Annotated in this window: 13 protein-coding genes; 3 read left to right on the top strand and 10 right to left on the bottom strand. The window is 47.6% G+C overall.

Annotation, left to right across the window (positions count from 1 at the left end; genetic code table 11):
* Positions 1-89: 89 nt before the first annotated feature.
* Entirely contained in the window at positions 90-926 is an 837-nt protein-coding gene (locus HI950_RS12290; protein WP_169082460.1) for a phytanoyl-CoA dioxygenase family protein, read from the bottom strand.
* A gap of 175 nt (positions 927-1,101) precedes the next feature.
* Between HI950_RS12290 and HI950_RS12285 the strand changes: the two genes are divergently transcribed.
* Complete coding sequence (locus HI950_RS12285; protein ID WP_169082461.1) at positions 1,102-1,998, top strand: AraC family transcriptional regulator; 897 nt, start codon at positions 1,102-1,104, stop codon at positions 1,996-1,998.
* Positions 1,999-2,086: 88 nt separating this feature from the next.
* Here the strand turns inward: HI950_RS12285 and HI950_RS12280 are convergent, their stop codons facing one another.
* Positions 2,087-3,013 (bottom strand): nucleoside hydrolase, encoded by a 927-nt coding sequence (locus HI950_RS12280; protein WP_169082462.1) that lies wholly within the window; start codon positions 3,011-3,013, stop codon positions 2,087-2,089.
* Positions 3,014-3,154: 141 nt separating this feature from the next.
* Between HI950_RS12280 and HI950_RS12275 the strand changes: the two genes are divergently transcribed.
* Complete coding sequence (locus tag HI950_RS12275; protein ID WP_169082463.1) at positions 3,155-3,946, top strand: helix-turn-helix transcriptional regulator; 792 nt, start codon at positions 3,155-3,157, stop codon at positions 3,944-3,946.
* A 171-nt stretch (positions 3,947-4,117) separates the two neighbouring features.
* On the opposite strand, the gene HI950_RS12270 is transcribed toward HI950_RS12275, so the two are convergent.
* The 3 genes from HI950_RS12270 to HI950_RS12260 are packed head-to-tail and all read right to left on the bottom strand — an operon-like array spanning position 4,118 to position 8,338.
* Complete coding sequence (locus HI950_RS12270; protein WP_169082464.1) at positions 4,118-6,505, bottom strand: alpha-L-arabinofuranosidase C-terminal domain-containing protein; 2,388 nt, start codon at positions 6,503-6,505, stop codon at positions 4,118-4,120.
* Positions 6,502-7,410, bottom strand: coding sequence for a family 43 glycosylhydrolase (locus tag HI950_RS12265; protein ID WP_169082465.1), 909 nt, complete (start codon positions 7,408-7,410; stop codon positions 6,502-6,504). Before HI950_RS12265 ends, HI950_RS12270 begins: the two co-directional genes overlap by 4 nt.
* Before the next feature lie 4 nt (positions 7,411-7,414).
* On the bottom strand, positions 7,415-8,338 hold the full coding sequence (locus HI950_RS12260) for a glycoside hydrolase family 43 protein (protein ID WP_317618343.1): 924 nt from the start codon (positions 8,336-8,338) through the stop codon (positions 7,415-7,417).
* Positions 8,339-8,482: 144 nt separating this feature from the next.
* Between HI950_RS12260 and HI950_RS12255 the strand changes: the two genes are divergently transcribed.
* On the top strand, positions 8,483-9,277 hold the full coding sequence (locus tag HI950_RS12255) for a helix-turn-helix domain-containing protein (RefSeq protein WP_169082466.1): 795 nt from the start codon (positions 8,483-8,485) through the stop codon (positions 9,275-9,277).
* Between the two features lie 21 nt (positions 9,278-9,298).
* Here HI950_RS12255 and HI950_RS12250 read toward each other — a convergent pair whose 3' ends face one another.
* The 5 genes from HI950_RS12250 to HI950_RS12230 form a co-directional block, all read right to left on the bottom strand.
* Positions 9,299-10,219 (bottom strand): carbohydrate ABC transporter permease, encoded by a 921-nt coding sequence (locus tag HI950_RS12250; RefSeq protein WP_169082467.1) that lies wholly within the window; start codon positions 10,217-10,219, stop codon positions 9,299-9,301.
* Between the two features lie 12 nt (positions 10,220-10,231).
* Positions 10,232-11,170 carry an ABC transporter permease gene (locus HI950_RS12245; RefSeq protein ID WP_169082468.1) on the bottom strand — a complete coding sequence of 313 codons (939 nt, stop codon included), beginning with the start codon at positions 11,168-11,170 and terminating at the stop codon, positions 10,232-10,234.
* Between the two features lie 87 nt (positions 11,171-11,257).
* Positions 11,258-12,955 carry a type 2 periplasmic-binding domain-containing protein gene (locus tag HI950_RS12240; protein ID WP_169082469.1) on the bottom strand — a complete coding sequence of 566 codons (1,698 nt, stop codon included), beginning with the start codon at positions 12,953-12,955 and terminating at the stop codon, positions 11,258-11,260.
* A 121-nt stretch (positions 12,956-13,076) separates the two neighbouring features.
* Positions 13,077-14,537 carry a response regulator transcription factor gene (locus HI950_RS12235; RefSeq protein WP_169082470.1) on the bottom strand — a complete coding sequence of 487 codons (1,461 nt, stop codon included), beginning with the start codon at positions 14,535-14,537 and terminating at the stop codon, positions 13,077-13,079.
* Complete coding sequence (locus tag HI950_RS12230) at positions 14,530-16,278, bottom strand: sensor histidine kinase (RefSeq protein WP_169082471.1); 1,749 nt, start codon at positions 16,276-16,278, stop codon at positions 14,530-14,532. Before HI950_RS12230 ends, HI950_RS12235 begins: the two co-directional genes overlap by 8 nt.
* Positions 16,279-16,449: the final 171 nt, after the last annotated feature.

Below are 16,449 nucleotides of genomic sequence, written 5' to 3'. Positions count from 1 at the left end.
AAACAGAGAAGCACCACAACCTAATGGGTGTGGTGCTTCTCTCCTTATGCAGCCTGTGCGGATAATGTTCATCTGTAGAAAGCCGGAATTTAGTTTCTCTTGCGATAGACGACCGGATTGAGCGGACTGGCTGCCAAATCACCGGCTTGACAGCCAGGAAACCAGGCTTGCATATCGTTTTTTCGAGAATTGCTGTCCGGCTCCGCAACCTTAGTTCCGTCAGCGTAGTAGATGACGGTGATTACCTCTCGCATCGTGTCCGTCGGATTCCCTGGAGCAGAGTGCAGAGTCCAGCCTGCGTGGAAGGTGGCGTCGCCTGCAGTCATTGCCCCGTAATTCACTTGTGTCAATCCTTTTCCTTCGATGTAGGTTTTCAGCGTCCGGTGTGATTCATCCGAAATGACCGTTCTGCTTACGTACCCGTTAAGATGGGATTCAGATGCAAAGGTCATGGACCCTACCTCCTCTGAGATGGGAACGAGCGGCATCCAAAGCGTAATCGTTTTGTCCGTATCGAGCGGCCAATAGATTTGATCCTGATGCCACGGCGTGTGCCCTCCCCTCGGTTCTTTATACAAAGCTTGGTCATGGTAGATCCGAACAGCATCCACGCCCATGAGGTCTGCGGCGATTTTGGCAAACCGTTCGGCTAAAACGAATCGTGCAACCTCCTCGCTTTTTTGCCATACGTTCGGTATTTGAATGAACGCTTTGCCATAAGTATCCCTTTCCTCAATTGGTTTGTCGTGGTAGTTAAGCTTCTCTACCAATTCACTCATAAAGGGCCTGTAAGCCGCGATTTCCTCAGCCGTTGCTACGTTTCGCAGCAGAATATGTCCGTTTTTCCCATAATCGGCTATCTGACTTTTCGTCAGCTCGTAGTCTTGATCGATTTGAGGCAGCTTTGCTGCGTTAATGTTTTCCATGTGTAACCGCTCCTTGTCTTCAATAATTTTCACCCTTGCTAGTTCTATTGTAGCGTCTATTTAGCAGTAAATTCTTTGTGGGAACTGACCGTATTTTTGTCAAAAATGACTGTTTACTAAAGAACGATTATAGGGCAGTATAGATTATGGACGTCTTTCAAATGAAAGGAATGTTATGCTAACATTAACCGAATTGCTGAATAGCTCACCTGTTCTTCCGTATATAAGAGAATGCGATTTCGCCGTGCGCATGCCTTGGTTTATGCATGAAAGAAGGCTTCTTGATTATTTGCTTATCTATATACAGGAAGGAACGCTTCGTGTGACGGAAGAAGGCGTTGCGACGGATTACCAAGCAGGTGAATTCTGCCTGCTGCAACCTGGTACGCTGCACACGCTCGAAGGGCTGACGCATACCATTACACCATTTGCACATTTGGATATTTTCTATCATCCCCAGCGGAAGGAAAGCTTCCCGACCAAAGCAGGGCAAACCGATCTAACGCCTTATGCCCATCTGCTTCAGCCTCGCATCAACGACTTGTCGGGATTGCATATTCCTAGCAATTTCAAGCCTCGTGATCTCTTTCGCTTTAGAGATACAATGCTTAGAATGGTCGAATGCTGGAACCGGCACGACCCCTTAAACCGTTTAGAAGCGCAAAGCTATGCGACCGAGCTCATCATCATGCTTCTTCAGGATCATGCCGAGCGAAGCTTGAATTCGGCTCCGTCTGACACTTCCTTAAAGTGGATGACTTCTTATCTTCATATGCACTTATCCGAATCTCTCACCTTGGAAGAGATGGCGAGCCGGGCTAACCTTTCCCCCTCTAGGTTCAGGACAGTATTCAAGCAGCAATTCGGTCAACCGCCTCATCAATATTTGCTGCAGCTTAGACTTCGCCATGCTTGCGAGCTGCTGCAGCAAACGGAATATCCGCTTCACACAATCGCCGAATATTGCGGGTTTTCCGACCTGCATCATTTCTCTAAAACCTTTCGCAAAAATATTTGTGAAGCTCCCGGTGCTTATCGCAAGGTACGGCAGCAGGCCAACCTATTTAAGTAAAATAGAAATAACCAAGATTATAGGCAAAATAACGTCCTAACATCTTGGTTTGTAATGGCAATATAGAAAAAAAGGATTTCACGACGATTTAAGTGTTGTTTAGCGCAAGCTTGGAGAATAGATCTTGAAATACCGCGTCACGGTCAATATAGCTTGCGCAGCGTATCAAATGTCTTGTGCTATCCGTGCTCCAGCGAAAGTCTTCCGAAATGATTGGGCTTGGAATAAGCCGCGAAGGAACCCACTTTGGCTGATTCAACCAAGCGATAACCGAGATATCCCATATTACTCTGGAATAGGCGAAATGATCATCCTTGCAGTTTTTGTACGTCTCATAGAGGTACTCACCAATTGCGCCGGAAGGCTTTACATAATCTCTTACCTCCGATAGTGTCGTACGCAGGTTTGAAGCGACTCCCATGCATGGGATAAGGACCAGAGGCACGCCGCAGTTCATCAACGTTCTCGAGGCGTGGAGATCCTGTTCGAGATTAAACTCGCGAGTGTCCGGCCAATCCAGCGCGTGGCCGCCCAGCCAGACCACGACGATGCGCTCGATGATTCGCGGCTCCAATAGAATGGCACTCGCAATATTCGTGATGGCACCTATTCCGACTACATATAATGGATCATTCAGCTCGCTTGCCATTGCACGCTCTACCAAATTCAGTGCTGCCTCGCTGCGAATCGGGGAGTTAGCGGCAGGCAAATAAGCATCGGAGCCGCGATAGGCTGGGACATCCTCTCGATTCATTAGCTTAAGAATGCGAATGATTTCCTTATAGCTTTTATCCATCCCGTCCTTCGGTCCGGTCGAGAGCTCATTATGGAACGGTGCTGCATAAAGAGCCTGAAGCTCTATTTTTTCAGGTGACAATAGCGCATAAATGACCGCAAATTGGTCGTCAATCTCGTTAAATGTATCGGTATCGAGCACCATTCTGATTCTACTGCATGGAGCCTCCAGCTTGCGAACCAGCTCGTCAGCGGATAATATTGGAAAACCTAGTCCCATATACTCTTCCTCCATCTATATAATGAATTGGCTTTTCAGCCATGCTATAATGAATTCATTTTACAAACAATTCAAATCATGCAGTAGCATCATACGGTTGTTCTATATCACGAATTGGCTACGATGACAGGAGAGCTATGAATGGCCGCCTCATTGGACTTCTTTTATCAAGAAACGAGAACGAAGCATGAGCATATCGCGCTGCATCACCATCAGTGCTATGAGCTGGTCTATTACGACAGCGGTCAGGGGACAACCCGAATCGGGAAAGCCGAACATTGTTTCAAGGCAGGTGATTATGCGATAATAGCGCCCTGCACGCCGCACGAGGAACGGCACGGCAAACAGTCGAAGGTGATGTTTACGGGCTTTACCAGCACCGTCTATCCTCCCTTGAAAGAAGGGATCTACCATGATTCCCCGTCACGGCCTATTCTTGGTCTCATGCAAATGATGGCAAAAGAGCTTCGCGATAAGCCTCCCTTCTATAAGCAATTGCTTGATAATTTGATTTCGCGCCTATATTTGGAGGTGCTGCGGGCTTATCCCTCCCAAGAAGCAGATAGCCGCCATGACATTATACGATTCGCCCAGGCTTTCATTGATGAGTACTATATGCAAAAAATCGACTTCCAAGCTCTTGCCAACCAATCCGGTTATAGCTATGATCGGTTTCGTCATTTGTTCAAGGAAAAGATCAGGTTATCTCCCAGCCAATATATTTTGCAGCGTAGGATCGAGCATGCCAAAACAATGCTAAGGCATACCCCCTTGCAAATATCGGTTATCGCGATGGAATGCGGCTTTTCAACGGATGCGCAGTTTTGCAGCCTGTTTAAGCGGGAAATTGAGATGACCCCAAAGGAGTATAGAGAGCTTGCCGATGTATGGCTATATACAAAGGCTAACACCTATCAAGGTGACAAGGTATAAATTGGTGGGACAATGCTATTTTGTGCTGCGTATATCTTTCTTTATAAGCACACCTTTATTAGTATTCGGAATACCTCCCGGATAACGGAACAAGGCTACCGATCATCCGGCAGCCTCTAATGACTGATAATTGAATTATTTCAGGTTTGAACGTCTAATTTTGTGTACTCATTATTTGATTCGGAATACGGTGATGGAGTGTGCGGGAAACACATGGGCAAAGCTGTTGCCTTTAAACGAGAATATGCGCTGATTAGGCACAATTTTCTGAGGACTCTCGAAGCTGTTCTCGTCCTCAAGCGAATAGCCCGATAATTCATAGCTTTCGACGTGGCGGCCCTCTGCCTCAGGTAAATCTTCCAAAACGATGTCCGCAGATATGGTGACGTCCTGGATATTGACGACCTTGACGATCGTGTCGCCTGTTGCATCATCTGCACTAGAGGAATAATAAAGCGGCTGGATAACGGCGACTTTGTCTTCCGTATCATGAATGAGCTCACCATTAATGTAGCCGCGAATCTGTCTTCCCGAAACTTCGAGCGCAAGCTCATAGGTGACGTCAGTCTCGACGGTGAACAAGCTTTGGGTCAAGCAGGAATTGCGACCTTTGACCCTGGAGCTAATCATGGAATCTTGATTTTGCCAGCCGCTAATTTCCCAGAACAACCGGTTATCATCATCCGCATGGCCGAACGATATCACTAATCCTCTTGGTCCACCCGTTCTCTTAGCCGTCATGTATAATGTATAGTTAGTCCAATCCGTTACGCAGAGATGTTCCGACCGCTTGGCTCTGCCTTCAAGGCGAGCTTTCTCCGTATCCGACAGCTCAACCGTCCAGCCGGCGAACGTACGCTCCTCGCTTGTATCGTTATTCACGATCCTAACATCCGAATATATAACGCTGCTTGCGTCCGTGCCCAGCTCGATAGCGCCATTTATCGGTTTCGCCTTGCTGCCTTGCGGCTTCTCGAAGCCGCTCGCTTCGATGCGAAGCAAACGATCGCCTTGATGATGCATGAACAACTTCTGTACGTAATAGTTCGCCGTTCCGAATACCTCATGATTGTTGAACCAGATAAGGTCGGGCTTCCAATTCACATAATCGACGTTGCAGAGCATAGGCGCATAGCAAGCAAGTCCAACCGCATGGGCGTTACGTTCCAAGCCGATCATGAATGCCGCTTCAGTGAGCGCATTATAATAGGTGTTGCCCCACGAGGCATATTCTCCCAGAAACACCTTTGGTTCATCAGCCTTGAACCCGTCATAGCGATCGAAGTTGGCAAGAAACCACTCCGGAGATTGATAGTAATGCTCGTCCACTAGATCCGAGCCATTCTCCCTCGCCGACTGCCAGCCTCGCTCATATTCACCACCGGCCGCGAACGGGCCGCTGGAATTAATGATTTTCATAGTCGGGTACTTCGCCTTGATCGCTTGGTGGAAGTAGCTGTACCGCTCGAAGAACGGTTCACCGACCTCCTCGTTGCCAATGCCGATATATTCGAGCCCGAACGGCTCTGGGTGTCCAAGCTCGGCGCGGATAGCTCCCCACTCCGTCGAAAGGTCGCCGTTCGCGAATTCAATCAGATCAAGAGCATCATCGATCCAGGGCCCTAGCTCGACAATCGGGACGATCCGCTTATGATGGGGGTCATATCCGCCAGGCAAGATTGGAATCGGCTTCGCGCCAATGTCCTCGCAGAACAGGAAGTATTCGAAATACCCTAATCCAAGCGTCTGATTATATCGCCAATTATTCCTTCTCGAAGGACGCTGTTCAACAGGACCGATTGTGTTCTTCCAACGGTACATCGAGTTACGGTCATCCGGGTTCAGCGAGCCGTCATGTACGAGGCAGCCACCTGGAAAACGCATGAACTTCGGCTTCAGCTCAGCCAGCAACGAAGCAATATCCTCCCGCAGCCCGTTCGAACGTCCAAGGAACGTCTGAACCGGGAACAACGAGACCATGTCCACATACAGCTTGCCCGATCCGCCTGTCGTAATCGTCAGCCTGCTGCTGTAATTGGTTTCATCCACAGATATAACAGCCTCGTATCTTCTCCATTCGGACGCGTCCACCACAACAGCCGCTTCCCCTTGAACAACCCCCTCCTTGCTTTCAATCGCAATGCGCACCGGCTCACTGAAGCTCTCATCGCGCCTCGCGTAGAAGGAGAATCGGTAGTCTTCCCCCTTCCTAACCGGAATTCCCGAATTAAAGCCCGTATTCGCTATTCCCACTCCGTCGCCAGCCATTTGAATAGTAATGACGGCGTAATGCCTATTTCGTTCATTCATCGGCTGTGCGTCCTCGATGGCTAGCTCGGCCTGTCCGCCGCCTCTCTCGACTTTCTCCCAAGCGGTCAGCGCATGGAAGTCCGGGTGGTCGATCGGATCGAACTCGAAGGAACGGTTGCGGACAAGCTCCGCATAGAGCCCACCGTCTGCCGCATGGTTCAAGTCCTCGAAGAAAATGCCGAACAAATCGCCGAGTTCAGCACCGCGTTGCTTCGTGTGTATCGTAAGCTTTCCTTGTGTCTCGCTCATTTGGCATCTCCTCCTTCAACCGATATCCAGCGGTTTACATCAACGATCGGCTTGCCGTCGCTGAAATCGATTTTACTAATGCAGGTTTCGCGCAATACAGTTCTCGAAGGATCGATAAGCCGGTGATAACTTAAATACCAGTCGCCTTCATACTTCGCCATGGACGCATGGCCCGTTCCGGTGTAATGGTCGGAGTGCCGCGTAACGCGGTTATCCTCCGGCGATTCATAAGGACCGTAAATATGGCCACTCGTAGCGTAGCAGATTTGGTATCGCGGATCGCGAGTATCGTAGTTGCTCCAGGTCAGCATATATTTCCCGTTCACCTTCTGCATATGCGGCCCTTCGTTATATATGCTAATATCGAACACATCCGGATCTTGGCCCCGAAGCTCATACAGCTGCTTGGACAACAAAACCGGCTTCGTTTTAAACGAAATCATGTCGTCCTCAAGCGGAACGATCCAGCACTTTCCTTGACCCCACAACAAGTAAGGCTGATCGTCTTCGTCAACGAACAGGTCGGCATCGATGCTCTGGCAATCGTATTCGTTCTTCCCAATTAATGGTCTGCCAAGCAAATCCTTGAACGGCCCAAGCGGTGAATCGGATACGGCAACGCCGATCTGCGCCTCCGCAGAGAAGTACATATAATACTTGCCTTTATACTTGTTAATGCCTGGCGCCCATGCTCTAGTCTTCGCCCAGCTGACATCGGTCAAGTCCAGCGCCAAGAACGGCCCTTCCCAGTGAATCAAATCCTTGCTGCGGAAAACATGGAACTTCTCGTATAGCCATCCCTCACTGTCCTTCGTCGGATATAAATAATAGTTTTCTCCGTCTTGAAATAGGAACGGATCAGCCCATTCCCCGATCAAGGTCGGCAGCTGCAACTGCTTCTCCATGAATTCATCCTCCGTATCGTTCTAGCAATCTATCGTATTCCAACCGGGTAACGGGTATAACTGAGCCATGGCGCGGCGAGGCGGGCAAGGAGTAGTGCTCGGGCAACGACCATATGCCGGAGCTCAAATCCGTCGTTTCGAGTGGAATGTAGCCGCGATCCACGTATTCATCGATGAATGCGTACCACTTGTCTTCTGTATTTGACTTGAAAATAATCGGCCCTTCACCTTGCCTCAAATAGGGCTGTTCTACGCGATCATTTATAAGCTTAAAGCTCGGATCGTAGAAAGAACGGCCTGATTCCTGCATGATGTTGTGCCCTTTGCTAATCCGATACACGCTGCCCTGGGCTTCAATCATCGTCGTGTCGATGACCGAATACCCGTAATCCATGTATACTATCGGCTTGCTGAACGTTACAAAATCCTTTGTCTCGGCCGCCATCATACGATGGTATCGATCGCCATCCGAAAGACTACCGTCCAGCATTGAAGCCCAAAACAAGCAATACACGTCCGAGCCGCTTTTGCGGAACACTTCCGGCGCCCAGGTGCAGCCTGCCCCCTCCGGCGCTAGCTCAACCATCGACTGCCTTGACCAATCAACGAGATTCGATGAGTTCCAAATCATGATCGATCGGCTTCCCGCTGTGACTGCTCGTTTCCAATCGCCGTTGCCGTGTATCCGCAGATCGGTCGCAACCAAATAGAAACAATCGCCTAGCGGCGATCGGACGATATAAGGGTCCCGAACGCCCTTCTCTCCCATCGTAGAAACAAGAACAGGCTGTCCTCCGTTCAGTTCTCTCCAAGCCAGCGCGTTATTGCCTTCACTAATCGCAAAATATACTTGCTCCCCATCCTCATATCGCTCGCCCTTGAAATAAGCGAACAAATACCCCGCATACTGCCCCACGTTAGCTGCCACTAGTTCCACTCATCCTCATAGCTGAAATATAATCCATAATAAAAGCTTTATCCTACCCTATTTTCCAACTTTATTGCACAATCGTAAATGATGTATGATAGGTATTAACTGATTTATTATCCGGAAAATAACGGAGGGATAACATTGATTCAAATCAAGAGATGCGGCTACAATGTCACACATGAAGAAGGGTTCATCGTCGACCGGCCGGAAGGTTCCGGAGACTACTTGTTTCTGCTGTTCCGCAGCAAAATGGAAATCGAATCGCAAGGAAAATTAATCGTCACGGAGCAAAACAGCTATATACTGTATGGCAAAGGCAGCAAGCAATACTATAGAGTCATCGAGCAGCCAATGGTGCACGATTGGTTTCATTTCGATTCCGATGAAATAGACGGACTTTGCCAGCAGCTTCAACTGCCGCTCGACACGATCATGACGGCTCATGATCCTTTTTATATTTCCAGAAAAGTAAGCGAGCTCCAAAGCGAGCATGTCCATAACGGCCCCTACAAGCGCGAGATTATGGACGCTACCGCACGTTGTCTGCTCATGAAACTAAGCGAAATGCGCAGCCGTATCGATTCCAACCATCACATTAGCAAGCATTATGATCAATTTATTAATCTTCGTAACGTGATCTACAATACGCCTTCGGTTTCGTACTCGATTGATGAGCTGGCGGCAACCATGAATATGAGCCGATCGCATTTTCAACAGCTCTACAAGGAAATATTCGGCGTGTCCGTCATTAATGACATCATTCACAATCGGCTCGAATACGCGCTGCATCAACTAGAAAATTCCGATCACGATATTAAGACGATCGCAGAGCTTTGCGGATATGACAACGAGGTTCACTTTATGAGACAATTTAAGAAGAGCGTGCACTTGACGCCGACCCAGTATCGCCGCAAATACCGATCTCCCGCAATGTGATGCTCATCTTAACCGATAAGCTTAGCCTTTTACCGATCCTACAAGAACGCCTTTGACGAAAAACTTCTGCGCGAACGGGTACATAATGATCATCGGAATCGATGCAATAACCATCGCAGCAAGCTCGATCGTCTGCGCCGTCACCGGCCCTTGCCCTTGCGTACCGTTCAGCAGCGAGGAAACGGCCAGATTCGTACCTTGCATACTCATCATATTTTCAACTGCACGATTGGACTGAATCAATCTAAGAATCATATATTGCAACGTCTGCAAATCGCTCGACTGTGTGAAGTATAGCGTCGTGCCATAATCGTTCCAGACGCCGACCGCCGTGAACACGCCTAACGCGGCAAGCACCGGCTTCGAAAGCGGTACAACGATCTGCAGGAAAATTCGAAACTCGCTTGCTCCGTCCATCTTAGCCGATTCGAAGAGCGCTTCAGGCAGTGCCTTGTAATTGGCATTGAATATAATAACGTTCCAGAAGCCACCAAACAGCGAGGGAAGAATATAGACGAGATAATGATCGTACAGCCCGAGCCAATTCATCAGCATGAAGGATGGAATAATCCCCCCGCTGAAATACATGCTCATAAAGCCGATAATGACGTAAAATTTCTTCCCTCTCAGATACGATCTTGAAAAGGCATAAGCGAACATCGCCGTATACAAGATAGATACTATCGTTACGATTAAGGTACGGGAAGCGGTAATCCACAGCGCCTTCAGGATGCCCGGATCAGACAACACTGCCGACCAGCTGCCCCATGTAAATTCGCGCGGCAGCAAAAAGACGGGACCTCGCGCCAGGTCGGCGCCGCTGTTCAATGAGCTTATTAACGAAAACCAAAACGGATATAACGTGACAACCATCAGGATGATCATTATCGCGACGGTTGTTAGATTGAAAATGCGCTCTCCTGCCGTGTTTCCTCCAACCATGTAGCTCTCTCCTCAGAACAACCCTGTTTTTGTTAGTTTTCTCGACAAAGCATTCGCACCAACGAGCAGCAGCAGCGCAAACACCGTTTTCAATAACCCGATTGCCGTTGCCGAAGCGAATTGGAATTGCAGCAAGCCTGTCTGATAGACGTACGTATCGATAACTTGGCTCGTCGGCAAATTCAGCGTGTTTTGAAGCACGAAGATTTGCGTAAAATTGTTATTCAACATGCCGCTCACGGCAAATATGATCAACACCATCAGGGTCGGCAATATCCCTGGAATTGTTATATACAACATTCGTTTGATGCGTCCGGCCCCGTCGATTGCGGCAGCTTCGTATAAGCTTTGGTCTACACCCGCCATTGCAGCCAAATAAAGGATGGCTCCCCAGCCAATATCCTTCAGCAGCCCCGTTCCGATCGCGACACCCCAAAAGTATTTGGGATCAGCCAAAAATTGAATCGGCTCGTCAATCAGATGAAGCTCCATTAGCAAAACGTTGACAATACCCGTAGAGTTAAGCAGCGTAATGAATAAGCCACCGAAAATAACCCAAGATAGAAAATGCGGAAGATACGTCACGGTCTGAACGAGCGACTTGAACTTGTGATGCTTGATTTCATTAAGCAATAAGGCGAACATTATCGTTACGGGAATTCCGATCAAACCGCTTAAGAGGTTGATACCAAGCGTATTTCTGACCATCGGCCAAAATTGGAAGCTCTGAAAGACGCGTATGAAATGTTGAAAATCATTCCATTCGCTTGTGAAAATTCCTTTGACGCCCATGATCGGCTCAAAGCTTTTGAAAGCCATCAACAATCCGAATAAAGGCGTAAAATCAAATAAGAAAATAAACAGTACGGCAGGTAATAACATCAATATGAGTTCGAACTGCGTACGAAAATCATAACCTAGCCGAAAGCCTTTCTGTTTTTGCGGCGACATCGCTTTTCCTCCATCCTACTACTTGCGGTGCCAAGGCGCGATTTGCTTGCAGGCGCGCCTTGACACCGCATTCCTGTTAATCAGCGATTACGAATTGATTCCCTTTACATTAACGCCGTACTCCGCGTTTTTCTGTTGCACATATTTATTTCGTTCTTTGTCAAGCTCCTCGATGCCGAGCTTCTTCAATTGAACGATCATTTCATCGTAAAGCTTGGTGAAATCACCGTCGGTCTTCGCCATGATGATTTTGGCGATTTGCGCTTCCTTATACGTCTTAATCTGCAGCTCGTCATTTGCGAATTTGCTGCTAGGATCGAACAAATCACTAGGCAAGTTAAATGCTGCGTTATTGTAAATTTCAGTTGCCTCTGACTTGCCAAACGCCGCTTGAACTCGGTTCGCCGTAACCGCCTGTTTATCCGTCTCCTCGGTTGGCGCTTGCTGAGTGCCGTAGGAGAATGTCGTATGGTGGAATGGCCAGAACGCGCTAACGCCCGTTGTCATGTATTGCTCGGCATCTTTTAAGCCTAGCTCCGTCTTAACGAGTTGACCGTTTCCGTCGAGCGTGTAATGAATGCCTTCAAAGCCGTAAATATGCAGCAGCATGCCTTCCTTGCTGCTCATGAAGCTGAGCCACTTCGCAAGTTTTTCCGGTTCCTTGGCTGTTTTCGAAATAAACGTCTTCATCCAACCGCCGCCTGCGCGTTTGTTCATACCGAGCACTGGCTTCGTACCCGTATCTGATAAAATCGCACCGGAGGAGGTCCAGTAATCGTTCAACTGGAATGATGTATCAGCCGTATTGCCGATGAAGGTAAATACGCGATTCGATGCAATGTCGGCCTTGACCGAAGCATTATCGACCGTCATTTGTCCCGGTTCGAAGTAAGCTCCCTTTTGTGCCTTGTACAGGAAGTTAAGCGCCTCCTTCGTTTCAGGAGCAAGCAGCTTGTCGCGATAATTGCCGTCCTTGTCGACCGGCATTGCGCCGAAAGTATCCTGCAGGAAGCCAAGCGTCGGTCCCTGGAAGCCTTTTCCGTCCACGAGCAGCGGGATAACAGGAGCGCCGTCAACCTTCAAATTAAGAGCCTTGATTTTCTGAAAGGCGGCAAGCAAACCCGCTTCGGTCTTAATATCATCAAGCGTAAGTCCTGCTTCGGTCAGAATCTTCTCATTGACAAGCATCCCCGAGTTCGATCCATATTCGATCAGGTCTAAATAGAATTGACCTGTTGGCGGGTATACCGCTCGTGCATCCTCGGAGTTGATATGGCTAGGATAAGCATAGAAGCCGCCATCACGCTGAATAATCGTCTCCTTCACGTCAGCCGGGAAGTCAGTAAGCAGATGGGATTCCGGATCGTATTTTTTTAGAAACTCATCCAGCTCCCATACTTTATCTGCTTCGATCAGCTTCTTCACGACTACGTCGTTAGTCACGGTGATGACATCCGGAAAGTCATTGCCTGATACGAGCATCAGGTTCAGCTTCGTATCGCCGTCCTGAGCTGGAATGTTGAATTCGAATGTAAGTCCTGTTTTCTCCGTTATAGCGCCTTGAACCGTCTTTGGATCCGTACTCCACGTAGTCGGCGGATTCCAGAAATCGATAGTCGAGAACCAAACCGCTTTGCTTGGCGCCGTAGTTCCTCCGTCGTTTGCCGTACTTCCTTTGTTTTCGTCTTTTGAATTGTTAGCGGTTTCATTACTTCCATTGGAACTACAGCCCGCGAACAGCAACGAAACCACTATTAATGCGATAAGCACTAACTTCCCCTTCATGATTGAAAACGACCTCCCAAATTAGAAATCTGTTTGTTCGAACACCTTTATCATAACGGCTGTTCTGGGACCATCATATGTTTCCCGTTCGTATTTTTGGTGTTCCCTTCGTAGGGTTCTGTCAGAGCTTCCGATATTTACTGGGCGTAATGCCGAATTGTTTCTTGAATAGCTTGTTGAAATGAAAATAATCTTTGTAACCGACCCGCTGCACGATATCTTGGATCGATAACGAAGCATCGACAAGCAATTCCTTGGCCATCGATAATCTTTTGTTCATAATATAGTCCGAATAGGTCATACCTGTCTCTTTCTTAATAAGCGTGCTCAAGTAGCCGATGCTAATCTTGAAATGCTTGGCAATGTCGCTAAACAATAAGTCTTCGGTAAACCGGCTATCGATATATTCGAGTATTTTTTCGACCTGCACGTTATGAATATGAACCTCTTCATCCATCAAAAGATCGAAGCTTGATTTTATCCGATCGAAGAGGCTCTCAGCAGAGCTGTAATAACGGGCAATATGCTCATAATGAAGATGCTCGATTTCCACGATTCGGTTCGAGCCACCGTGATATTTATAAATAATCGATACGATCTGGTTGTAGATCATTGCGATCTGGTCGATATACAGATTCTGCTCCTTGCACGTCCCACATAACCTATCCAGCAAGCTGACGATCTGTTCGAGCGTCTTCTCCTTGATGCTTACTTCGAGATTCAGCATTCCCTTCCTTATCTGCGGCGATAGTTCGAACGGTTTATACGTAAGCATCTGAGCGCCTTGGTGCAACGCAGCAGTGCATACCGCAATATCGGACTCCTGATAGAGCCTCGCGACAGGCGTAGTTAATTGGCCGAGACTGCTAATACCGATGTACTGGGCGTCGAGCAAATAATCGGTCATGTAATTCAAAAAATGAAGCGGGTATTTACTCTCGTCGTAATTAAGCAGAATCGACTGCTTATGCAGACCGGTACGGACTTTGATGGCGATAACCCCTTCAAGCTCGAATGTTCCATCCTTAGCTAAGCTTGCCGCCGGCAATTGCGAAGAATAAAGGCAATTAAGAAAACGGTAATCGGGAAACGGCGTCTCCACCCCTTTATTCGCCAAAATAGCCCCGATCGTCATCCTATTGTCCGGCTCCAGCCACTCGAACAATTCATCTAGAAACAGATCTAGTCCTTTCGCTGCTTCTCGCTCTTGCTGCAGCAGCTCGGATAACCTTCCTACTGATTCCGTCAGCTTGATCTTGTCAACTTGCTTAAGCAAATAATCGAAAGCGCCGAGCCGCAGTGCCTTCTGCGCATATTCGAAATCGGCATAGCCGCTGATGAGAATGACCTTAGTCTCAAGCTGCAGAAGATTGATCTGTTCCAATAGTTCAATGCCATCCAGTCCAGGCATGCGAATATCGGAAATGATGAGCTCCGGCTTCTTCTCTTTTATAATCTGCAGTGCGGATAGCCCGTCATGCGCCTCCCCTATGACGTTGTAGCCGAGGCTCGTCCAATCGATTACATGCGTTATGCCGTATGCAACCCATGGCTCGTCGTCAACGATTAATACGTTATACATGTCTGTCCTCCTTTTCTATCAGCTGCTTGTCCGCCGGTAATGTGATACTAACTTTCGTCCCTATATTTATAGCGCTTTCTATTTCCATATCCGCCTGGTCGCCGTAGAATAGCTTAATTCTTCGATATACATTAGCGAGACCGATTCCTTTGTCCCCGTTATTCGTCATGAAGCCCGGCGCTTCGAATTGATGCAAGTAAAATTTCAGCCCGTTCAATCTGTCCTCACTCATGCCTAGACCGTTATCGCTGATCGAAAAGCGGACACGCTTGTCGACTGTGCGGCATATATGCACGGTTACCGTTCCAGGTTCAATCTTCCTCTCCAGGCCGTGAAAAACTGCGTTCTCGACGATTGGTTGAAGCAGCATCTTCAGCATCTGCTCGGCAAGCAAATCTTCTTCTGCATGAATGACAACCTTTATTTTCCCTCTGAACCGAAAGTCGATAATGGCCGCATATTCCTTAAGATGAGTGATTTCATCTTGTACAGTGACGATATTGTCTCCCTTAACGGAATAGCGGAACATATTCGACAAAGCTGAGGAGATATCCGCAATGTCATCCGCCTTATAAAAGAATGCCATCGCACGGATGCATTCCAGTGTGTTGTACAAAAAGTGCGGATTAATCTGATTGCGGTAAGCTGCAATTTCCATCTGCTTCTTCACGATTTCCGATTCATACATCTGCTTTTGGGCAATTTGGACATCGCTGCTGAGCGTATCGATATCATCCAACATTTTGTTCAGGTTGTCGGCGAGCACGCCGATCTCGTTATGATAAACGACCGTGAACCGACTTTGTCCACCGCTCTTCGTATACGACTTAATGAAATCGAGCAGCGACTTGACCGGCTTCAAGATTCGCCCATAGAAGATAAGCAGAAACAAACAGAAGATCGAGAAAATAATAAAGTAAGTCGCGACATTAAGCTGCTTCACCGTATCTAGGTCCTGCAGCAGCTCGTTCCTTGGAATGACGCTGACGATCTTCCAGCCGGTATATGACAGCTCAATTTCTTGGACAATGTAACGGCTGTCCTTGCGCCACGTATCGGTGTCGAAGACGGATAAGACATTTTCTACGTTCGTACTCGAGATCACCTTTTTTGTTTGATCAAGCAGCAGCAGCTTGGCATTCGGCGTTATCTTGGACTTGCTCAATATAGTATCGAAATTGGTGACGTCCATAATGAACAGCGACATGCCGCGATAATCCTTTAGCACATAGTTGTTCTGCAAATTATAGATCGGTACGGCAATCGTATAGTACAGGCCTCCCGATGAATTTTTCATAATTCCGGAATATTCGATATCCTCGACTTGACTAACGGCAAGCGGTTCGATTGCTCTTCCTTCACTCGCGATCATCTTGCCTTCGTTATCGTAAATTTGGATGCCACGCATATTCTCCTTCAATGCAAGCGTACTGGAAAATTGCGATGAAATATCCTTGTTCAACAGAATACGCGATAATATTTCATTCGTCCCCAAATACGACTGAATCGTCGGACTGTACAGCAGCGAATACGAAATGCCGTCCATATCCTTGTAAAAGCTCGTTATGGTTTCCTCGACCTGCAGCATAATTTTTGTAGCCGATTCCGTGACCTTCTGCTCGACGGTGCTTTTCGCGATCGAGTTGGAGACAATAAATGAAATGAGCAAAATGATAAGCATAATGAGGATCAAATATACGATTTGCTTAATAAGGCTTATTTTACGAAAATGCCCGAACAAAAGTGATCCTCCTCCTTCCAGTGATTAATAATATAGAATGAATGAAATAAGTATTTAATCAAAATTAATATTAAGAGCGAACTCTTGAAAGCGCAATCAAAATAATCTGCACTGACTAAAGAAAATGAAAGTGACAGATGGGCAGAAAAATTCATTTTTTCGTCCCCCATC

The organism is Paenibacillus sp. PL91, assembly GCF_012935325.2.
Classification (GTDB): domain Bacteria; phylum Bacillota; class Bacilli; order Paenibacillales; family Paenibacillaceae; genus Pristimantibacillus.
This window is presented reverse-complemented; position numbering and strand designations above follow the sequence as displayed.